Here is a 19,775-nt window from a genome sequence, read left to right on the forward strand (position 1 = left end):
CACCTGCCGTCGGCGCTCAAGTGGACCTTGGTGGTGAAGCCACCCCGCGAGCGGCCCAGACCCTCACCTGCCGCACCACCTCCGCCAGATGGGCGCGCATCACCGTGGAGTCGACCGAGACGTCCCAGTCGATCGCGCCTTCGGCGTCCGCGGCGGCCTGGACCTGCCGCAGCAGCCGTTCCCAAGTACCGTCGGCCGACCACTGCAAGAGCCGTTTGTGGATGGTCTTCCACGGGCCGAACCGCTCCGGCAGGTCGCGCCACTGCACCCCGGTCCGAACTCGGTGCAGGGCGCCGTTGATCACCTGCCGATGGTCCCGCCACCTGCCGCAACGTCCGTTCCTCACCGGCAGGAGCGGCTCCAGCCGGGCCCATTCCTCGTCCGTCAGATCACCGCGACCAGTCATACCAAGCTAACGATCCGATGATCGGAGAGACATGGCCTAAGCCCGTGACCGACCGGCCCGCCGCGCGGTTGCAGCCAGCATGGCGAGGACATGAGGGACATGTGGCTGGACCTGCACCAACACCCGACCGGTTCTACTCGGTACGCAACGCGGTGGCGGTCCGGGAGCGCGCCGCCCAGCCGGCCGGCAGCAGTGCCCCGAGCAGGGCGATCGCGATCCCGCCGGCCAGCAGCGGGAGCAATATCCCGGCGGTGTAGACGTGGGTCACGCTCGGCGGCAGGTTCCTGCCGATCGCGCTCCCCATCTGGGTCAGCGTCGCCTTCTCCACCGCCATCCCGATCGGGACCCCGATCAGCCCGGCGACCAGGCCGGTGAGGCTCACCGAGGTCAGTACCATCACGATGGTCTGCTTGGGCGTCATCCCGAGGGCCTTGAAGATCCCCAGGTCGTGGATCCGTTCCCGAGTGTCCTGCACCACGGTGTTCAGCACGCCGAGCGCGGCGACCGCGATCATCATCAGTGTGAGGGTGGCCACCAGGGCGCTCATGATGAGCACCGTGTAGTTCTCATACGTAATGTTCGGGGCGGCCGCGGCGTGCAGCGGGGTCAGCGCGGCGGTGGCCGAGGCGGACCAGGCCGGGCCGCTGACGTTGTCGGCCAGCTCGACGTTGAACTGGGTGATGTACGGCGTCAGACCGGCGGCGGTGAACGTGGCCGAATCGGTCATCACGACCCCGTTGCCGCTGGCATCGAAGTCGATGCCGACGATCCGCAGCGGCAGTCGCTTGTTGTCCTGCGCCACGGTGACGGTGTCGCCGACGTGCATCCCGGCCGCCGAGGCCAGGTGGTCGTTGATCACGGCTTCGCCGGGGTTCTGGTACCAGCGGCCGTTAACCAGCCCCAGGTTGGTCCAGGACAGGTCGCCGGTGGTGGTGTCCACCACTGTATGGTCCCCCGTCGGCGCGCCGATCACGGTCGCGCCGCTGTTGCCCCAGCCGAACGCGGCCTTCGTGCCCGGGAGCGAAGCGAGCGCGGCGGCCACCTCGGTGGAGTCCAAGTGGGGGTTGGCAGGGCCGCCGGGGGAATGGAAGCCGGCGGGCGTGCCGGCGGGCACCACGAGCATCGACGCGGCGTTGAAGCCGCTGGTATTCGTGTCCGTGTACTTGGTGAACGCGGTCTCCAGCCCCATCGCGAAGGTGACGCTCACCGCGCCGAACAGCACCGCGGCGCCGACCAGTGCGGCCCGGGCCGGCTTGGCGAGCGGCTGGGCCAGTCCCAGCGACATCGGCCGGGGCAGCGGCAGCCGGCTCGCCAGGCGCTGCGCGCCTTGGCCGCGCGTGGCCTTCGGGGCGCGGCCGACGACCAGGGTCTGCACCGCCGGCAGTCGGCCGGCCCGAAGTGCCGGGATGAGCGCGGTGACACCGACGACGACCAAGGTGCCGATCGGCACGACGAGGCTGACCCACACAGGCAGAGTGGTGTCGGCGGCACCGAGACCCTTGCTGGCACTGCCCAGGACCGGAACAGCCAGCAGGTTGCCGACCAGCGTGCCGCCCACCACGCCGATCGTCGCCGGGATCAGGGCTTGTGCGGCGTAGGCGCGGGCCACCTGCCAGGGGGTGAAGCCGAGCGACTTCAGGATTCCGATGCGCCGGATTCCCGAGACCACCGCGCCGCTGACCACGATCGCGATGATCAGCACCGACAGGAACAGGCCGAGGACGCCGAAGACGACCAGGAACGGCACGAACGCCTTTGCGCTGCCGACGGCCTGCTTCTTCACGGTCAGGTAGGACTGTCCGCTCTCGACCGAGCCGGCCGGCGCGGCGGCGGCGATCGCCTGCTTGTCCGTGGTGAGGTCGGCGTCGGTCCCGGATCTGGCGAACCGGTAGAGCATCTGCTCGTCGGTCTTGGCGCCGGCGGCGGTCAGCCGCGCGATGCCGTCGGTGGTGAGGAAGCCGGTCGCGGTGTCGGTCAGCGAGTTCGCGTTGCCGACGACCTTGAACGAGGGCTTGCCCGGCAGCGAGTCGAACACCACGGAACCGCCCGCGCACTGATGGTCCCATGAGGACAGGACGATCTCGTTCGCGGTGGTCGGCCACCTGCCCTGGACCAGGACCAGTTGGTCCAGGCCGGAGGTGCCGGCCAGGTCGGGTCGGGTGGTGGCGATGACCGGCTCGTTGGTGCGACCGGCGAGCGGCATGCCCGGGGCGATGTTCGCGGTGCAGTCCGTGCCGAAGGTCGTGTTCAGGGCGGCGGTGACCGGGTACGGCCCGGACGCCTCGGTGACGCCGGCGGCGTGCGCGGTGGCGGCGGCCTGCGCGGCAGTGGCCTTCGAGCCGTCGAACTGGACCGACAGATGCGCGCCGTTCCGGGCCTTGAAGGCGTGGTCGAACGGGGCCTGCACGACGGCCAGCAGACCGAGCGAGAGCACCGAGGAGGTGACGGCAGCGAACGTCGTCAGGGCCATGACGAAGGACTGCACACGACGCCGGCCGACGCCGGAGCGCACGACCTTGCCCAGGGCGCTCATCGGCTCGCCGCCGGCAGCGGACGGGCCACGGCCCGGAAGGAAGCCGCGTACAGGCGCTGGGACGGCAGCGCTGGGGGCCGCGTCATCGGACCGCTCCCGCCGAGCTGTTGGAGGTGGCGCCGCTGACCGGGTTGACCACGTCCCGGGCCACGGCACCGTCCACCAGCTCGATCGTGCGTCGCGCGGTGTTCGCGGCCAGCTGGATGTCGTGGGTCACCAGCAGGATGGTCTGACCCTCCGCGTTCAGATCCAGCAGCAGTTGGCGCACGTCCTCGGCCGAGCGCGAGTCCAGCGCGCCGGTCGGCTCGTCGGCCAGCAGCAACGCCGGCCGGTTCATCAGGGCCCTGGCCACCGCCACCCGCTGCCGCTGACCACCGGACAGCTGCTGCGGGTAGGCCTTGGCGTGCCGGTCGATACCCAGCGAGGTGAGCAACTCGGTCGCCCGCCGCTCCACCTCGCCCTTGCCCATCCCGGCCAACTGCGCCGGAACCATCACGTTGTCCAGCACCGTCAGGTCATCGAGCAGGTTGAAGAACTGGAAGATCATGCCGATGGAAGCCCGCCGGTACTTCGCCGAACCGGCCTCGCCGAGTTGATCGACCCGGGTTCCGTTGACGGTCACGGTGCCGCCGGAAGGCTTGTCCAGACCCGCGACCAGGTTCAGCAGCGTCGACTTGCCACTGCCGGAATGGCCGAGGATCGCCACGCACTCACCGGCCGCCACGGACAAGGTCACCCCGGCCAGCGCGGGCGGGCCGTCATCATATTTCTTTGTCGCGCCTTGGAGATCGATCATCGGCTCATTCGTCATGGCCATGAACCTAGGAACGGACCGTGATCCATCGCGTCGGCCGGCGGATGTCACCTCTCCCCCAGGCCATCGGCCCGGCGGCGTACCCCGCGTACATCCCCGGGGTGACGCGCAGCGCCGACGCCGATCCATACGATCTCCGTATGGAAGAGCTGCTCCGGCGTTTCTCGACATCGGCCCCCGTGGCCTGGCTGACGTCGCGGGCCGTGGTGCTGGCCGCCGCCTGCTTCTACGCGCTGATGCTCTTCTGGACGATGCCGTTCGGTCAGGTCCGGTACTACAAGGGCCCGTTGAGGTTCCCCGATGTCGGGCCCGACCAGATGATCGGTCTCTGCGTCGTGCTCGCTCTTCCGATCCTGCTGGTGCGTCGGCTGCCCGCGACGGTCTTCGCTGCGGTCGCGGTCGAAGAAGCAGCCCTCGGCGACCTCATCGGCGCGCGGCCCTGGATCGTGCTCCTCCTGCTCCCGGTCCTGGCCGGGCACCTCGCCGCCCGGCGGCCGACTGCTGCGGCCGTCGGCTCCGTCGCGGCCGTCGCGACCGGGTTCGCCGATCGCACCCTCGTCGCCCACGGGGAACACGTCGGCGACGCGGCCCGGGGGGCCGGGCAGCTCGCGTTCGTGTTCGCGGTCGCGTGGGTCTTCGGCGGGGTGTACCGCGAACGCCGTGAATACCTCGAAGCCCTGCACGAGCAGACCGAGGCCCGCGCCGTCATGGCCGAGCGGCTGCGGATCGCCCGCGAACTGCACGACAGCGTCGCGCACAGCATCGGGATCATCACGGTGCTCTCGGGAGCGGCGGCGCGGGTCGTGGAGACCAAGCCCGAGCAGACGCGGCAGGCGCTGACCGGCATCGAGACCACCAGCCGCGAGACGCTGCTCGGGCTGCAGCGCATGCTCGGAGCACTACGCCGCGCCGAGCCCGACGACGCCACGCCGCGGGCCGCTCCGCTGGCGCCGGGCGGCAGCCTGGCGGACGTCCCGCGGCTCGCCGAACGCACGGCCGACGCCGGGGTGCGGGTCCACGTGACCTGGCGGGGCGAGCGGCGTCCGCTGCCGCCGGAGATCGAGCTGTCGGCGTTCCGGATCGTCCAGGAGTCGGTGACGAACGTGGTGCGGCATTCCGGTGCGCGGACGTGCCGGGTCGCGGTCGGTTACGAGCCGACAGGAGTGACGATCGAGGTGGTCGACGACGGGGACGACGGTCCCGGTGGGCCCGGCCGTCCGAGGCTCTCGGCAGCGGCCGGCGGGAGCGGCTTCGGCCTGCTCGGCATGCGCGAGCGGGTGACGTTGCTGTCCGGCCAGTTCAGCGCGGGCCGGCGTCCGGAGGGCGGATTCCGGGTGGCTGCGAGGCTCCCGGCATGAGCGTGCGGGTGCTGCTGGTCGATGACCAGCCGCTGATGCTGGTCGGGCTCGGGATCCTGATCGGCGACACCGACGACCTGGAGGTGGTCGGCGAGGCCGGCGACGGCCGCGAGGCGGTGCGCCTGGTGCGTGAGCTGCGGCCGGACGTCGTGGTGATGGACATCCGGATGCCGGGCATGGACGGGATCGAGGCGACCCGGCAGGCGACCGCCGATCCGGACCCGCCCAAGGTGCTGGTGCTGACGACCTTCGACGACGACGAGTACGTCTACGGCGCACTGCGCGCCGGGGCCAGCGGATTCCTGCTCAAGAGCATGGCCCTGGACGCGATCCTGGACGCGATCCGCGTGGTAGCGGCCGGCGACGCGTTGATCGCGCCGAGCGTGACCCGACGGCTGATCGCGGACTTCGCCGCGACGTCCGGCCCCGCGGCCCCCGAACCGGACACCGAGCCCGCCGCGGACCCAAGTCTCATCGCGGGGATCACCGACCGGGAGCGCGAGGTGCTGGCACTGGTCGGACAGGGACTGTCGAACGCTGAGATAGCCGAGCGGTTGGTGATCAGCGCGGCGACGGCGAAGACCCATGTCGCGCGTCTGTTCGCCAAGCTCGAAGCCCGGGACCGCGTCCACCTCGCGATCGTCGCCTTCGAAGCCGGACTCGTGCCACGTAGACGGTAGGACAGGACGAGAAGAACGATCGAGACCACGAGTTCGCCGCGTTCCAGATGCGCCAGCACACCCACCTGGCCGCAGCGGGATTCGAGTCGACGCCGCCGGGCGGAGGAGACTGCCGACGTCGAGGCCCCCGTCCCTCTCATGGTCGCGCAGAGTTCGAGCCGGAGCAGCCTGACGCCCCTCGGCTGCGCGCTGTCTGACCGTCAGGCATGCGGGCGACGATCTATGGTCTGCGCCCGACCTGCACGTGGCCTGGGGTGCCGGCGCCTGACGGCCGCTCCGCGCCCTCCGACGGCCCTTGTGGACCTGGAGCCCCAGCACCCCGCAGGGCCATCGCGGTGACGGTCCGCCCCTCAGGGTGGCGAGGCCTGGCCCCTAGGGGACGGGTCCCGCCCGGTGAGACCCTGGTAGGGCCTCGGCGCGGCGCCCTACCCCGCAAGTTGGATCATGAACCCATCCCGGCGCCGTACAGGGCGCGGCCGCGGCGGAACCGAGACTGGAGGAGTTCCGCAACACCGAATTCCGCACAGGGGGCCGACATGGTTCTGCGTACTGGACGAACGATTTCCGCTCTGACGGCCGGCGCGGTGACGACCGTGCTGGCGGCGTCCCTGGCCCCGGCGACGGCGTTCGCGGCGGAGGAGGAGGCGCTCCAGGGGTACGGGCGGCAGCAACTCCGGTGGCAGAGCTGCGGCGCGGACCGCCCGGCGTCCTTGGAGTGCACGAAGGTCCGAGTGCCGCTGGACTACAGCGACGCCGGGGGCCGGACCATCGACCTCGCGGTGTCGCGGGTCAAGGCCGCCAGTGCGGCGAAGCGGCACGGCGTGCTGCTGATGAACCCCGGCGGGCCGGGCAGCCCAGGGCTGACCATGCCCGCGGAGATGGAACCGCTGCTGCCGGCGCAGGTGCGCGAGCGGTTCGACCTGATCGGGTTCGACCCGCGCGGGGTCGGGCAGAGTTCACCACTCGGCTGCGAGCTGACAGCCGACGAGCAGACCTTCCAACACCCTTACGCGGACCAGACGTTCGCGCAGGACGTGGCCCGGGCCCGGGCAGTGGCGGACAAGTGCTGGGCCAAGGCCGGGGACCTGCTGCCGCACGTCACCACCCGCAACACGGCACGGGACATGGACGTGGTCCGCGCGGCCCTGGGGGAACGGAGGATTTCCTACTTCGGGTACTCCTACGGCACCTACCTGGGCGCCGTCTACACGCAGATGTTCCCCCGACGCGCGGACCGCTTCGTGCTCGACAGCGCGCTCGACCCGACCCTCGCGTGGCGCGGCCTGTTCCAGGGCTGGTCCGAAGGCGCCGAACTCGCCTTCACCCGCTGGACGCAGTGGGCCGCCGAGCGAGACACGACGTACGGGCTGGGCACCACCCCGGCGCAGGTCCGGGCGGCATACTGGGACCTGATCGCGAGTGCCGACCGCACACCTGTCCAAATCTCGGGCGAACTGCTCAGCGGTGACGCCATCCGGGCCAGATACGCCGACTTCGTCCGGCCCGAGGCCGTCACCCCTTGGATCGTCGCGCTGAGAACCGCCGCCGCGGGCACACCGGCGGGGACCACGGCGACCGCGGACCCCGCCCCGGTCCGGCCCGCCGGCGCCGGGGCAGGGACGGGCGCCTTCGACGCGCAGGTCCCGGCGGACAACATGTCCGCCGTCGTGTGGGCCGTCTTCTGCGGGGACACCCGCAACTGGCCGCGCGACCCCGAGCAGTACCGCCGGGACGCGGTCCGGGACAAGGCCCGGTACCCGCTGGCCGGCGACCTGGACGCCAACATCAAGCCGTGCGCCTTCTGGAAGTCGGCCGCCCGCGAACCGGCCACCGGGGTGAGCAACGACCTCAACGCCCTGATCGTGCAGAACCAGTGGGACCCACAGGCGACGCTGGCCATGGCCCAGGGCATGCGACGAGCCCTGCGCGGCGCCCGCATGGTCACGGTGGCCGGCGGTGAGGGACACGGCGTGGTGGTGGCCGGCCCGTCCTGCGCGGACGCCACCGTCACCCGCTACCTGACCACGGGCCGGCTCCCCGCGAAAGACCTCACCTGCGACAGCCAGGACGTTCCATCCGGATCATCCGGCTGACCAGACAGGGATCGAGGAGGGCGGAACCACGGGCTGGACGAGGACCTGCTGGCCGAGGCCGCGAGCGAGGCCCGCTTCTTCCACGCCGCCCCGGCGGCCGCGGTCGACACCCTGGTGCGCTCCCTGCTGCACCAGCTGACCGACTGGCAGCAGGCGATCGGCGCGCTCGGCCGCGACCTCACCGCGGCCGCGCAGGAGAGGCCGCTGCCGGACTGGGCCGCCGACGCCGGCCGCACCGAGGACATCCGCTGGCGCCAGACCCGCACCGCGCTGCTCGAGGCCGTCGCCCGCCACCACCACGGCGGCCCGGCCCCGGCAGCCGGCACCGACCGGCCGTGGTGACCGTCCCCGGCCGCGGACGGGAGAATGGGGCGATGACCAGTCATCTCCCCCGCGGCCTCACCGCCCTGATCCCGACCGCCCGCACGACGGCCACACCCGGCGAGCGAGCCGCCGCCCAGATGCTCCACCTGCGCGAGGCCACCAATACCGGCCTGGCGCCCCCTCGAATGAACGATGGGGCGCCAGGACTATGAGGTGTTGACGACTACTGAAATTGAATCGTCCGGGCCCGCATCCAGCTCGGCGGCCCGATCGCGCCCAAGAGGGCGTTCAAGGACTGATCACACCCACGCGGCTGAGGACACGGACCATCTGGATAGTTGATCACAAGCTCCGCACTATCCACAGCCTCCGCCGGCCTGGACCAGCCGGACGCCAGACACAAGGTGCCCCCGGCCGTCCGGCCGGGGGCACCAAGGTGTGCGGGGTTCGTCGCGGTCAGCTGTCGGCGGAGTGGCGGCGACGCGAGAGCGCCACCAGGGCGGCACCGGCGGCGACGGCCGCGGCGGCACCGCCGGCCTCCCAACCCAGGCCCTCGTCCACACCGGTCGCGGCGAGCTGACCGGAGACCGGAGCCGTGGTGCCGGCCGTGGCGGCGGTGACCCGCGCGGGCACCACAGCCGGGACCGGGGCAGTGCTGGTACCGGTGTTGGCGCTCACGGCGCCGACGGGCTGGGCGGTCGGTCCGGTCGGCCGGCTCTGCCCGGTGCCGGTGTTCTGGGCCTGGTCCGGCTGCTGCACCGGCGGGGTGGTCGGCTTGGCGGCGGCCGCCGCGTTGGCCTCGTCCTCGGCACGGGCCGTGTGCTGGCCCTCCTTCAGGAAGGCGACGACGTCCTGGGGGGAGCCCTTCAGCGCGGCGACGGCGGCCTTCTTGACCGCGGGGCCACCGACCGACAGGATCTGCGCGACCTTCACCCGGTTGTCGATCACGCGCGCGTCCGCGAGACCGACCTCAAGGAAGCGGCGCAGGTCGGCGGGCGTGCCGTCCAGAGCCTTCTGGGCCCCCTCGTAGACGCTCGGGCCGATCTCCTTGTCCGCGAGGATCGTGAGGATCTCGACCCGGTCGTCCTCGGCGCGGGCTATGTACTGGCCCTCCTTCAGGAACTTGAGAACATCCTCGGCCGAACCCCACAGTGCGACCTCGACAGCCTTACGCACCGCAGGTCCACCAGTGTTGAGGAGCTGGGCGACCTTCACCTTGTTGTCGGCCCAGCTCTGCTGGGCCAGCTCGACCTCAAGGAAGTGCCGCAGATCCGCCGCGGTACCGGCGAGAGCCTTCTCGGCCGCCTCCCGAACCCCGCGCCCCGACTCCTTGTCCTCCAGAATCCGCTGAACCTCGGCCCGGTCCTCGTCCTCGGCACGGGCTATGTACTGGCCCTCCTTCAGGAACGCGAGGATGTCCTCGTAGGTGCCGTTGAGCGCGGCACGGACGCCCTTCCTGACGGCGGGACCAGCGGAATTGGCGAGCTGGGCGACCTTCAGACGGTTGTCCGACTGGCGCGCCCACTCCAGTTCGACCTCGAGGAAGCGCCGCAGGTCGGCGGCGGTGCCGGCGAGGGCCTTCTCGGCAGCCTCCCGAACGGCGGACCCCGACTCCTTGTCCGCCAGGATCCGCTGGACCGCGGCACGGTCCAGCGCCTCCTGGGAGTCGTGGTCCCCCGCGGCGTCGGACGCCGTGTCAGGACCGGACACCCCGGTCGGCGCCGGCTGCTCGGCGGCGGACGCCATCGACGGGAACAGCACCGTGGGAGCGAGCGCGGCCGCGGCAAGAACGGCGGACACCTTGGACAACTTCATCAAACAGACCTGCTTCTCGAGCGAAGAACACGGGGGAGAAATCGTGAACCTGGCCAGCATAGATCGTTTAGTCCGATCAGCACGCAGGCTTTCCGCCCAGGGCCCGGGGCACCGGTACCGCTCGCCGGTTCACCTGTGTCCGGCCTTCCGAGCGGCCCACCGATCCTCAGCAGGCCTCCCACGCAGCCCAGAAGGCAGCGGCGGCCCGCGAACCCCGCCCACACCACAGCTGAGGTACGGACACACCCGACACTCCCGCCGCCGGCCGCTGGACCGCACGGAAGGCCGCCACTCCGCACGGGGGCGGCGGCCTTCCGCACGGCTCAGAACCGGGAAGCCCGGGAACCGTCCGGAGCGATACCGGGGAGCAGCGGGTCAGGAGCGGCGAAGGACCGCACGGGCGTGCGTCGTCGGCCCAGATCGAATCGGGGGTATCACTCGTGCGAGCGATCCCCGCCTGGGTGCTGCAGTACCGTCAGGTGAGCGCGTCGGCGGCCGCCCGGATGACGTCGGGCCGGATGAGAAGGTCGGTGCTGTCGGCCCACTGGTCGACGCTCCCGGTCAAGGGCAGGCCGCGCAGCTGCGGGTCGGTGAGTGTGGCGGCCAGGGCGCGGGCGAAACGCTCGGCGTGCAGGACCAGGAACGGGCGGCCGTGGTAGGGGCGGCGGGCCGACTCCACCGGGGCGGTGAGCCCGGCGGCGTTGTGCATCCGGGCCACGGTCTCGTACGCGTCGCACAGGTGCCGCTCCCGGTCCGGGTAGTCGGTGGCGGCCAGCGCCCCACGCAGGGACGGCGTCAGCCGCTCGGCGGCTTCCAGTTGCGCGAAGGCGCTGCCGAGCCACTTGGTGTAGGGCGCGTAGCGGCGCTCCAGCAGCAGGCCCAGGCGCATCAGGTCGCGTACCAGGCGCCCGGCCGCGACCGCGGAGCCGAGCTCGTCGCCGACCTCCGCGCAGCGGCCGACGAACGCTTCCTCCTGGGAGAGGCGCTGCCACTGGCAGGCCAGCAGATACCGCCAGACCTGCTCCGGGTACCACGCCAGCCGGCGCCGGGCTGCGACGAGGGTGCCCAGGCCGTCGTGGAAGACCGCCCCGCCGGTCACTTCGGCCAGCTTCTGCTGCGGCATCGCCAGCCATTCGCCCACCGTCGGCTTCGCATCCGTCCCAGCCGCGCCGGTTCCCAGCTGCGCGGCTAGCCAGGCGTCCACCTGCCGCACCACCACCCGGTGGGCGACCGGTCCCTCGGTCACCTCCAGGTGGGCGACCGGATCACTTGGATCACCGCTGGACCGGAAATGGGTGGGCCAGCCGCGCACCTGCTTCGGCAGCCGCCGTGCCAGCAGCTCGTGGAGGTCTGCGGCGTGCCGGGCGGCGTCCTCGGGGGTGAGGAACAGATCCAGGCGCGGACCCCAGTCGTGGTCGGCCGACCGCGGGGTGTCGAAACCGAGCACTTCCGACCCCGGCCCGACCCGCGCGGCCGCGTACCGCAGGCCCGGGTAGGAACCGTCCAGGAGCGGTCGCACCGCCTCCTCGTAGAGAACCTTGGAGAGTTCGAGACCGGGAACGAAAGTGGCTGCGGGCGTGACCATGACGCCACTGTGGCCAGCGGCAGGCACCGGAGTCCACCCGATATCAAACACCTTGCAGGTGGCAGAACGGGCGGATACCGTCCCCGACCGGACGGACACGGGAACGCCGGCCCCGCCTACGGACCTCCGGTCAGAGGTTCTGGATGTGGGCCTGGTGGATGATGCGGGCGGCCGGCTCCGGAGTGTCGTGCAGGGCGGCCTGCCGGGTGGCGGGGTCGCCGAGGAAGTAGCCCTCGTACACTGCGGCCCAGCCATCTCCCCCGTCCAGGCCGCGCTCGACCCAGCCGACCGGGTAGCCCTCGCCGATCACCACCATCAGGTCCGGCTGCACCGTCCAGCCCGAGAGCACCCAGGCGTAGCCGAACAGCTGCGGGTCGAGGGGGATGTGGACGTCCATGCCGCGGGGCAGCCCGCGGTGCAGCGGGTCGCGCGGCACGATCACCGTCCCGGCGGCGGGCTCGGCCGCGCGCGGGCCGATCCACCCGGAGGTCTTCGGAGCCGGACGGGCCGGGTCCGGCGTCCGCACGGCGGTGGCCGGCCGAGTGAGCCGCGCACCGCGGGCGGACCGCTCTGTGGGTTGTCCGATTCGATGGTCTTGCCGGTCTCTCGCATGCATGTTATTGGAATGATCCAGAGTGCGGCGTACGTGACGGCGAGGGTTCCGAGCACCACCGTGGTCGTGATCATTCCGAATGTCGCCGCGAGCGGTGCGACCGCCAGCGATGAGAGTCCCTGCAGGCCGGAGGAGCTGCCGAACACGGTCGCCATGACACGGCCGCGGATGTGGTCGGGGCTTGCCAACTGCAGCCCGTTGATGGCGAGGATCGCGCACGCGCCCACTCCGATGTGGCCGATCAGGGCAGCGGCCATGCCGAGCCCGAAGTGGCTGACTTGGGCCAGGGCCAGGTACCCGAGGCCGAATACTCCCAGGGCCACTGCGGCCACCACCGGACGCCGGCGGCCGGATCCGGCGGTGAACCGCCTTCCCACGAAGGGGCCGAGAACGGCGCCGGCTCCCTGGGCCAGGTACAACGCCCCGACTCCCGCGTAGCCGACGTCGAACCGGGCAAGGGCATAGGCGGGGAGAAGGCCCGACCATGCCGTAGGAAAGGCGAAGCCCGACGGTCAGCGACAGATAGGCGGTGACAACGGGGGCGGCCCGAACGAACCGCCAGAGCTCGGCGGTGTCCGCCCGCACACGCATGCGCCGCGCCGGCGCGGCAACCGAGAAGGGGCGGCGGATCCTCGCGACGAGAGCCGCTGACAGGACGAACGAGGCGATGTCGACGACCAGGGTGACCGCGGTCCCGCCCGTGGCCGTCACCAGGCCTCCCAAACCGGCCCCCACCAGGAGGCCCGCGGAGTAGACGCTCCCGAGGGCGGCCTGGGCCATGGGCAGGTCCGGGGCGTCGACCATGTTCGGCAGAACGGTCTCGGGGATGGGGGCCGCCACGGCCGCGAAGACGGACAGGACCGCCAGACTCACCAGGGCGATCGGCACCGATTCCAGGTGAAAGGCGAGCAGCAGGCCGGCCACCGGGGCGATGGCCCCGATGTCGCAGACGATCCGCAGCTGGCGCCGATCGAACCGGTCGGTGAGCGGACCGACGAGCGGGATCAGCGGCACTCCGGGCAGTGAGTTGACGGCGAACAGGAGCGCGGTCAGCGCGGGCGAGCCGGTGCGGTGGTAGACGAAGCCGCTGAGCGCGACGAAGGCGAACCAGTCGCCGGTCAGACTGAACGCGGAAGCGCAGACGAGACGTCTGAAATCGGGGTTGGTCCGCAGGAGCGGCACGAGGTGGCCGGGCACGCGGGATCGGTAGGTCGTCACTTGATGACTCCAGGCACCAGAAGTCCCCGGGAACGCCACCGGGGCCGGCGAGAAGATCGATGCTTCACCCGGTCCAGCCGCCGCTGGGACGCGGCGGCTGGACAGTTGCTGACTAGTCACGAAGGAACGACATAGGCGTCACGATAGGTCCTGGCCCACTCAAGCCGCCGCCGGTTCCCCCGAACTTGTCACACGCGCGACGGAATGGCTGCTTGAGCTTTGCGGCGACGGTTTGACCGGGTTCATGCCGCCGGCGATGCCCGATGCGGCCTGGGTACTCAACGCCATGTACGAGCACGAGCACGGGCCGGACGACGTATCGCACCACGAGTACCGCCAGGCGTGTCTGGCGGACGGGAGCATCCCGCGCGACATCGTCGCGGGCATCGATCTCGACGCCGTGGGCGTCGCCATGGGAGGCGGCCTGGGCCGTGCCGAGCACCCCGGCCCCGGCTGGCGGCGGCTGCGCTGGGCGGAACTCGCCCGGCGGACCGGCGACCCCACCGTCCCCGACGGACTGCTGCCCTCATTCCGTTGCTTTCCCTCGGCCACGAAGAACGGCGGCTGGCCGCTGGGAATCGTCCCTCCCACCGAGGGGAGCCTGGACCGTGCGACCTGGATCAGACTGATCGACATCCTCACCGCGCACAGCCCCGCGGGCCCGGACACCCGCTGCCTGGCCTACTACAACCCGCTGACGCTCGGGGCCGTCGACTTCGACAACCTCCATGTGCGGGCGGGGCGCCTCGGCGACGCCGAGATCCTCTACGACATGTCCGAGGTCGACCTGGCCGACTTCAGCCCCGCGAACCTCTGGGCCGAAGACCGTTCATGGGTCCTGTGCACCGACTACGACCTGTGGGCCACCAAGGTCGCCGGGCCCCCAACCCTCATCGAGGCACTACTCAACGACACCGGTGTCGAGGCGGTACGGCTGCCCTGGGCAACCTGAGGGTGAGCTGCACCGGCCTGTCCCCGTCCGAGACGCGAGCGCGTTCACGTGTGCCGGACCTGAGCTCACCTGTACAGGGCGGCCTGGTCGAGGACGGGGCCGACGGCTGGGTAGAGGTGGAGGCCAGCCGCTTCGGCCAGCGGCAGCCCCACCACCGGCGCCCGGTCGGTATCGTCCTGCTCGGTGCGGGCGACCGAGCGGTGGAGGGCGTCCGGCAGTCGGGCGGTGAACACCAGGTGCCGCCAGCGGAAGAGGCCGGTCTCTGGGAACGGGCCGGCTGCGGATCGGCCCCAAGGACATCGGGGCGCCGATCGGGGCGGCGCGGGCGATCTGGCGCGGCGTCCTGCACTTCCTGGACGCGCTGCCGGCCTTCGCCGGCTTCGTCCGCCCGGTCACCCACGTGCGGCGCCAGACCTGGGCCGACACCATCAGCCGCAGCGTGGTGGTGGGGCGGGAGCTGATCGAGGGGATCGCCCTGCCTCGCCAGCAGTAGCACGCGGAATCACCGGGCGCTGACCGGATCGCGCTCGTCCGCGAGGTCGTGACCGAGCACGACCAGGCCCCCCAACGGCGCACGGTGTCGCCGGCGCTTTCCCCGCCCTGACGCCGGACCGGCGTCTCGACCCGGTCGCCGTGGGCGTCGGCCGGGTCCGCACCGGCTTCGGCGGCGACGAGGTACAGGACGATCCGGGCCCGGGACAGGAGTGAGGCGGACCGGAACAGCGGCAGCAGGGACTTGCCCGCCACCCCGCGGCCGGCGAACACCCGGGCCGCCACCCCGGAAGTAGCGAACCGAGCAACAGCGGGACCGGCGGGCAGCAGAACAGTCAAAGCCCAAGGACGGCGCCAGCCCGAGCTCCCCTCCATCCCACACCTCCGGCCCGACCAGCAGCGTTCCCAGCCAGCGGCGGGCATCGAAGCCGAGACCGGCGGGCCGAGTGGCGGCCGGGGCGAGACGAGCAGCCCTCCTGCATGCCGATTCGGCACTCAACCACGACCGGTCGGTCGTGGTTGAGTGCCGAATCGGCACGAACCACCCGTCCGGCCCCCTCCCCGAAAAGCCGATGACGGGCAGACCGAGGCCCGTAGGCCGCCCCGCCGCCGGGGCGCAGCGGTCGAACAGGCGCGGTAGCGGCCTGCCGGCCCCCTGCGGTCGGGCCGGCACCACCCAGGGCACCGGGCACCCGGCGGGACGGCTCCCCTCCCCGCGGCGAGCAGCAGGGATCAGCGGGGCCTGGGACGGGAGCAGCGGGACTGCAGCGAGGACGGCCAGGAGCAGCAGGACGTAGCCTGCCGCTATGACCGAGGCCGCCACTCCCCCGCCGCCCCTGCCCACCCGCGAGCAACTGCAGGACGTGCACAGTTTCGTCGATGGCCGTGCCTACCACGCGCTCGGCCCCACCATCCGAATATCCGGACACCCGTCCCGCCTCGACGACACCGACCGCGCAGGCGTCCAGCAGGCCGCCGGCGCCATCTTCGCCGTCTCCCGACACCTCTACCAGGCCCTGTGGCACGAACTCGGCGACCCCGAACCCGCACAGGCCGCACACACCGCCTGGGCGGCCTTCCGCGCCCTCACCAGCCCCTGGCACGACCACCCCGACCTCCCTCACCACCTCCGCCCCCTCCTCACCCCCTACCCCACCGCGGCGCACCCGGCCTGACCACCCGACACCAAAGCCACCGCGGCGGACCCGCCAGCACGGAACCAGGTTCGCCCTGTCCGATACCGCCACCTGGCACGACCCCGACGCCGAGGCCGAGCACACCACCCGTCGCTACGGCACCGCCCGCATCCGCACCTGGCACCGCCTGCGATCGCGCATCTGGCGACGCTCCGCCTGGGACGACCACGGCGGCCAACTCCCCCTCGTCGAAGGGACCCTGATCCGCCTCGACGTCGACAACCTGCCTTCCGGCGGCGCCCCGAAGCCGGTCTGGCTGTGGTATTCCGACCCACACCCCCCAACGCGGACACCGACACCGCCCGGCACGCGTTCCTGCGACGCTTCGACCTGGAGCACACCTTCCGCTTCCTCAAGCAGACCCTCGGCTGGACCTGTCCCCGCCTGCGCGAAACCCGCCGCGGCCGACCGCTGGACCCGCCTGGTCCTGGCCGCCTACACCCAGCTCTGCCTCGCTGTCGGACCGGCGAAGTGAGAATGCCTTGGGAGTATCAGGAATTCGGTGGACACCCTGATCAAGGGATTAACTGATGAGCACTCTGGCGGATCACCAGATCGGGTCGGTTTCTGACGGGGCGGTGTCCTCGGAGTCGGCGGTGGCCGATGCCTTGGACATGGGTCCGAGGAAGAACACAGGCGGGTCGGATGTCGTGGCGTCGGTCGGCGGGTACGCGATCGGAACGTGGCTCTCGGAGCTGCGGGCCGCGGCGCGGGTGCCGGCCGGGAACAGGGTTCGCTGGCGCCGGAGCGGCGGCGGGCGCTGGAGGTGATCGACCCGTTCTGGTGCCCCACCTGGCCGATCACTCGGCAGCGCGCCCACGCCGCCACCCGACTGTGGTGGCTGGACTCCGACGGCATGGTCGACTGGACCACTCCGCCCGAGGACACGGTGTACGAGGGCGAGCAGTTGGGCCGCTGGGTGCGGGCGTAGCGGGCCGGCTGGCCGGCTGGCCGGGCCTGGAGGAGGACCAGCGGGACCTGCTCGCCGCGATCGGCATCGAGGAGGACCCCGAGCTGGTGGCCGCGAATGCCGCCGCCGAGGCGAAGCCGACGGTGTCCCGCACCGACCGGTTCGCCCAGGGCCTGGCCGCGCTCGCCGCATTCGTCGAGCGCGAGGGGCACGCGAAGGTGCCGTGCCCGCACAAGGAGCCGGTGGAGAGCGTGGAGACCGTGCCCGGAGGGGAGAAGCAGGTGGTGGTGTCGCGCTTCGCCCTGGGCACCTGGTTGAACGACCAGAAGGACCGCCGGGCGAAGCTGACCCCGGGGCAGCTCGCGCAACTCGCCGAGCACGGGGTGGAGTGGGCGTAGGCCGGGACACCGGCCCTGGTCGGGGGCGGTGTCCCGGGCTGATAGCACGCTGCCTTTCGGTCTACCTCTTCTTCGGGGGTGCGAGGGGGGCGATGGTGCGGGCGCCGCGCACGGTTGCCCGCACACAGCGGCTGAGGGTGTCCCCAGCTCCGACCTCGATGAACAGCTGCTGGTCGGCGGCAGCCGCGATGCCGTTCACCGCCTCGACGAAGTGCACAGGATTGGTGATGCAGTCGGCGAGTGCCAGGGGGAAGTCGTCTGCATCGCTGCAGGAGCGGCGCTGGACGGGCGAGTGCACCGCGACGCGCAGCGGTCGCTGGCGTACGCCCTTGGCATTGTCGATGAAACGGCCGTGGATCTCCGAGAGGCCGGGGTGATGGGCCGCGTAGGGGACGTCCAGTTCGAACAGCCGCCGACTGTTTCCACCGGCGCGAAGAGCGGCTACGGCGGCGTTGGGGCCGCTGACGATCGTCTCCCTTGGGGAGTTGACACAGGCTATCGCCAGGTCTTCACGGCCCGTGTCGGCGAGCATGGCCCGTGTGTCGCGTTCCCCGGCCAGGACCAGAACCATCGTGCCCTGGCCAGTGATGGGGCGGTAGGCGTCGTTCAATGCGCAGACGAGCTCGGCTCCTTCGGCGACGGTGAACGCTCCGGCGGTCACGAAGGCCGAGAATTCGCCAAGGCTGTGACCCACGATCAGGTCGGGAGCGATCCCGGTTGCGGCAAGAGCGCGGGCGAGGGCAACGGAGGCCGCGAAGTGGGCCAACTGAGAAGTGCCGTAGGCGAGCGGAGCAGCCGAAGCGGAGGAGCGGTCGGCCAACAGCACGTCACGGACCGGGCCGTATCCGTGTGCCGTCGCCACGTTGTCGATCTCGCGGATGACCCGGTCGGCCTCGGCCCGGGCCGAGGGAGGCGCTCCGTGCTGGTCGTCGTACAGGTTCGCCAGGGCGCCATGGGGGGATATGCCCTGACCAGGGAACAGGAAGACCGTGCCACCGCGCGGGACATCGGACAGGTCGGGCATCATCGCTGTTCACCGGTGCCCACGTTCGGGGCGTCGGGTGCGGGGGTGACGCGCTGCCAGGTCGCGGTCAGAACCGGATAGCCGTTGGTGGAGAGCGAGGCAAGGCTGAGACGGCCTGCCTCCAGGCGGGCCGTGCGGGGCAGTTCAGCGCCGCTGAACTCGGTGGGGCTGCCGACCAGGGAACGGTGGACGACGCGGTCACCGAGCCACTGGTAGGTGCCGACATAGCCGATGTATCCGTCCGGGCCGGCGATCTGGGCCGACACGTGGCCATCGGGCGTGTAGATGAGCATGCCCCGGGCTTCGGTCCCCAGGGGATGAGTAGCGGCACCGTTCACGTCGGTTGCCGTGAGCGCAACCAGCTGCCACGCGCCGATGACTCTGCCCACCTCTATACCTGGCAGCGTATCCATGGCTTCTTCCTTTCTCCGCAACAGTGTCCCTATCCGGCGACGAAGTTCCACCCTTGCGGTCGGACACGTCCGTCTGCTCCGCGGGTGTGGTCCTGACGGTGCCGCTGGCGACTCGAATGGCACCAGATATGCCAGTCGGGAGCCCCTGCGCAGGCGCTTGCAGTTGTAGAAGTCCTTGATAAACAAGAGGACTTCCCGCTGCGGGCGGTGCTGTGGTCCAGTCAGCCCCGGGTGCTGACTTCTTTCTTCAGAACGGCGAAGAAGCGCTCAGCGGCGCTTGATCGTAACAGGAGCCGACTCCTCCGATCGACTGCCGGTGGTCAAGATCCTGACCGCGCTGCGCAGCCACGACGCCAAGGCGGTGGAGGCTCTCGCGGTGCCGCAGAAGTCCGGCAAGCGCACCAGGGGCGCAGCGCTGAGGCAGCGTCTGGACCTGGGGAGAGCTGGTCCGGTGAGGTCGGTGCGGGCGGGCGCGTTCACGCCGCCGGTGCGGTTCCAGACGCCGGTGGACGAGAACGTGCTCGCGCTGTTCATCGCCTCGCGGGTGCTGACCGGTGAAACCCAGTTCTGGCGGGAGGGGATCAACCACGCCCCCGGTGGGACGAGGAATCCGGCGGGCTCGATGTTCCGTATTCCGCGATGGTCGGAGAAGAGGGTGATTTCCCGCTCGGGAAATGGCTCTCCGACCAACGCAGCGAGCACGCCGCTGGCTGAACCCGGCGAGGTAGCCGACGGCGGGCCTGTCATCGCGGATGGCCGGGCCGCGACACTGCCGCTCTTCGCGGTACCGCCCGGCGCCCACCCGATGTGGCGCGTCCACCGCCTCACGACGCTCCCCGGGCGGCTGCGAATCCTGACCGTCGATGCCGACGGCCGCGAGGGCTGGGACCGTGCGGTCCCACAGCGCCCGGCCGCCGTCGGACCAAAACGGGGGCTTCGGAGTGGTGCCGG

At 71.3% G+C, this 19,775-nt stretch carries 18 protein-coding genes and 2 pseudogenes; 9 read left to right on the forward strand and 11 right to left on the reverse strand.

What is annotated here, in order from left to right; translation table 11 throughout:
* The 3 genes and pseudogenes from ACIQTO_RS36585 to ACIQTO_RS36595 form a co-directional block, all read right to left on the reverse strand.
* Positions 1 to 406, reverse strand: a pseudogene (locus ACIQTO_RS36585) (IS5 family transposase); the annotation flags it as partial.
* Between the two features lie 133 nt (positions 407 to 539).
* Complete coding sequence (locus tag ACIQTO_RS36590) at positions 540 to 2,939, reverse strand: ABC transporter permease (RefSeq protein ID WP_402397656.1); 2,400 nt, start codon at positions 2,937 to 2,939, stop codon at positions 540 to 542.
* An 82-nt stretch (positions 2,940 to 3,021) separates the two neighbouring features.
* The gene (locus ACIQTO_RS36595; RefSeq protein WP_402397658.1) at positions 3,022 to 3,750 is read right to left on the reverse strand and encodes an ABC transporter ATP-binding protein; all 729 of its coding nucleotides are present in this window, start codon (positions 3,748 to 3,750) and stop codon (positions 3,022 to 3,024) included.
* Between the two features lie 143 nt (positions 3,751 to 3,893).
* Here ACIQTO_RS36595 and ACIQTO_RS36600 point away from each other — a divergent pair, with 143 nt between their 5' ends.
* The 5 genes from ACIQTO_RS36600 (at position 3,894) to ACIQTO_RS36620 (ending at position 8,420) form a co-directional block, all read left to right on the forward strand.
* On the forward strand, positions 3,894 to 5,111 hold the full coding sequence (locus ACIQTO_RS36600; protein ID WP_402397661.1) for a sensor histidine kinase: 1,218 nt from the start codon (positions 3,894 to 3,896) through the stop codon (positions 5,109 to 5,111).
* Positions 5,108 to 5,791: a response regulator gene (locus tag ACIQTO_RS36605; RefSeq protein WP_402397664.1), complete on the forward strand. Its 684-nt coding sequence runs from the start codon at positions 5,108 to 5,110 to the stop codon at positions 5,789 to 5,791. The genes ACIQTO_RS36600 and ACIQTO_RS36605 overlap by 4 nt, the downstream gene beginning before the upstream one ends.
* Before the next feature lie 584 nt (positions 5,792 to 6,375).
* The gene (locus ACIQTO_RS36610) at positions 6,376 to 7,884 is read left to right on the forward strand and encodes an alpha/beta hydrolase (protein WP_402397667.1); all 1,509 of its coding nucleotides are present in this window, start codon (positions 6,376 to 6,378) and stop codon (positions 7,882 to 7,884) included.
* Between the two features lie 114 nt (positions 7,885 to 7,998).
* Complete coding sequence (locus tag ACIQTO_RS36615; protein ID WP_402397669.1) at positions 7,999 to 8,226, forward strand: hypothetical protein; 228 nt, start codon at positions 7,999 to 8,001, stop codon at positions 8,224 to 8,226.
* Between the two features lie 32 nt (positions 8,227 to 8,258).
* Complete coding sequence (locus tag ACIQTO_RS36620) at positions 8,259 to 8,420, forward strand: hypothetical protein (RefSeq protein WP_402397672.1); 162 nt, start codon at positions 8,259 to 8,261, stop codon at positions 8,418 to 8,420.
* Between the two features lie 244 nt (positions 8,421 to 8,664).
* On the opposite strand, the gene ACIQTO_RS36625 is transcribed toward ACIQTO_RS36620, so the two are convergent.
* The 5 genes and pseudogenes from ACIQTO_RS36625 to ACIQTO_RS36645 all read right to left on the reverse strand — a co-directional run.
* Positions 8,665 to 10,023 carry an ALF repeat-containing protein gene (locus tag ACIQTO_RS36625; RefSeq protein ID WP_402397675.1) on the reverse strand — a complete coding sequence of 453 codons (1,359 nt, stop codon included), beginning with the start codon at positions 10,021 to 10,023 and terminating at the stop codon, positions 8,665 to 8,667.
* A gap of 475 nt (positions 10,024 to 10,498) precedes the next feature.
* Entirely contained in the window at positions 10,499 to 11,608 is a 1,110-nt protein-coding gene (locus ACIQTO_RS36630; protein ID WP_402397677.1) for a DUF4037 domain-containing protein, read from the reverse strand.
* A gap of 130 nt (positions 11,609 to 11,738) precedes the next feature.
* Positions 11,739 to 12,044, reverse strand: coding sequence for a hypothetical protein (locus ACIQTO_RS36635; protein ID WP_402397746.1), 306 nt, complete (start codon positions 12,042 to 12,044; stop codon positions 11,739 to 11,741).
* Between the two features lie 2 nt (positions 12,045 to 12,046).
* A complete protein-coding gene (locus tag ACIQTO_RS36640; protein ID WP_402397749.1) occupies positions 12,047 to 12,640 on the reverse strand; it encodes a hypothetical protein in 594 nt (197 codons plus the stop codon).
* A gap of 97 nt (positions 12,641 to 12,737) precedes the next feature.
* Positions 12,738 to 13,559 (reverse strand): annotated as a pseudogene (locus ACIQTO_RS36645) (MFS transporter); the annotation flags it as partial.
* 136 nt (positions 13,560 to 13,695) lie between these two features.
* On the opposite strand from ACIQTO_RS36645, the gene ACIQTO_RS36650 reads away from it, so the two are divergent.
* Positions 13,696 to 14,391 carry a hypothetical protein gene (locus tag ACIQTO_RS36650; RefSeq protein WP_402397680.1) on the forward strand — a complete coding sequence of 232 codons (696 nt, stop codon included), beginning with the start codon at positions 13,696 to 13,698 and terminating at the stop codon, positions 14,389 to 14,391.
* Between the two features lie 65 nt (positions 14,392 to 14,456).
* On the opposite strand, the gene ACIQTO_RS36655 is transcribed toward ACIQTO_RS36650, so the two are convergent.
* A complete protein-coding gene (locus ACIQTO_RS36655) occupies positions 14,457 to 14,624 on the reverse strand; it encodes a hypothetical protein (protein WP_402397683.1) in 168 nt (55 codons plus the stop codon).
* Positions 14,625 to 15,689: 1,065 nt separating this feature from the next.
* On the opposite strand from ACIQTO_RS36655, the gene ACIQTO_RS36660 reads away from it, so the two are divergent.
* The 3 genes from ACIQTO_RS36660 to ACIQTO_RS36670 all read left to right on the forward strand — a co-directional run bounded on the left by ACIQTO_RS36660 (position 15,690) and on the right by ACIQTO_RS36670 (position 17,387).
* Entirely contained in the window at positions 15,690 to 16,058 is a 369-nt protein-coding gene (locus ACIQTO_RS36660) for a hypothetical protein (protein ID WP_402397686.1), read from the forward strand.
* 703 nt (positions 16,059 to 16,761) lie between these two features.
* Positions 16,762 to 17,010 (forward strand): hypothetical protein, encoded by a 249-nt coding sequence (locus tag ACIQTO_RS36665; RefSeq protein WP_402397688.1) that lies wholly within the window; start codon positions 16,762 to 16,764, stop codon positions 17,008 to 17,010.
* A gap of 86 nt (positions 17,011 to 17,096) precedes the next feature.
* The gene (locus ACIQTO_RS36670; RefSeq protein WP_402397690.1) at positions 17,097 to 17,387 is read left to right on the forward strand and encodes a helicase associated domain-containing protein; all 291 of its coding nucleotides are present in this window, start codon (positions 17,097 to 17,099) and stop codon (positions 17,385 to 17,387) included.
* Positions 17,388 to 17,448: 61 nt separating this feature from the next.
* Here the strand turns inward: ACIQTO_RS36670 and ACIQTO_RS36675 are convergent, their stop codons facing one another.
* The gene (locus tag ACIQTO_RS36675) at positions 17,449 to 18,414 is read right to left on the reverse strand and encodes an acyltransferase domain-containing protein (protein ID WP_402397693.1); all 966 of its coding nucleotides are present in this window, start codon (positions 18,412 to 18,414) and stop codon (positions 17,449 to 17,451) included.
* Complete coding sequence (locus tag ACIQTO_RS36680; RefSeq protein ID WP_402397696.1) at positions 18,411 to 18,824, reverse strand: lipocalin-like domain-containing protein; 414 nt, start codon at positions 18,822 to 18,824, stop codon at positions 18,411 to 18,413. The genes ACIQTO_RS36675 and ACIQTO_RS36680 overlap by 4 nt, the downstream gene beginning before the upstream one ends.
* Positions 18,825 to 19,775: the final 951 nt, after the last annotated feature.

Origin of the sequence: Kitasatospora sp. NPDC091207 (assembly GCF_044768625.1) — a bacterium.
Taxonomy (GTDB): Bacteria; Actinomycetota; Actinomycetes; order Streptomycetales; family Streptomycetaceae; genus Kitasatospora.

Excerpts from the sequence above, each read along its gene's own strand:
- ACIQTO_RS36630 (WP_402397677.1), bottom strand. The coding sequence starts at position 11,608 with ATGGTCACGCCCGCAGCCACTTTCGTTCCCGGTCTCGAACTCTCCAAG.
- ACIQTO_RS36605 (WP_402397664.1), top strand. The coding sequence starts at position 5,108 with ATGAGCGTGCGGGTGCTGCTGGTCGATGACCAGCCGCTGATGCTGGTC.
- ACIQTO_RS36595 (WP_402397658.1), bottom strand. The coding sequence starts at position 3,750 with ATGACGAATGAGCCGATGATCGATCTCCAAGGCGCGACAAAGAAATAT.
- ACIQTO_RS36600 (WP_402397661.1), top strand. The coding sequence starts at position 3,894 with ATGGAAGAGCTGCTCCGGCGTTTCTCGACATCGGCCCCCGTGGCCTGG.
- ACIQTO_RS36660 (WP_402397686.1), top strand. The coding sequence starts at position 15,690 with ATGACCGAGGCCGCCACTCCCCCGCCGCCCCTGCCCACCCGCGAGCAA.
- ACIQTO_RS36590 (WP_402397656.1), bottom strand. The coding sequence starts at position 2,939 with ATGAGCGCCCTGGGCAAGGTCGTGCGCTCCGGCGTCGGCCGGCGTCGT.
- ACIQTO_RS36680 (WP_402397696.1), bottom strand. The coding sequence starts at position 18,824 with ATGGATACGCTGCCAGGTATAGAGGTGGGCAGAGTCATCGGCGCGTGG.
- ACIQTO_RS36620 (WP_402397672.1), top strand. The coding sequence starts at position 8,259 with ATGACCAGTCATCTCCCCCGCGGCCTCACCGCCCTGATCCCGACCGCC.
- ACIQTO_RS36675 (WP_402397693.1), bottom strand. The coding sequence starts at position 18,414 with ATGATGCCCGACCTGTCCGATGTCCCGCGCGGTGGCACGGTCTTCCTG.
- ACIQTO_RS36625 (WP_402397675.1), bottom strand. The coding sequence starts at position 10,023 with ATGAAGTTGTCCAAGGTGTCCGCCGTTCTTGCCGCGGCCGCGCTCGCT.
- ACIQTO_RS36650 (WP_402397680.1), top strand. The coding sequence starts at position 13,696 with ATGCCCGATGCGGCCTGGGTACTCAACGCCATGTACGAGCACGAGCAC.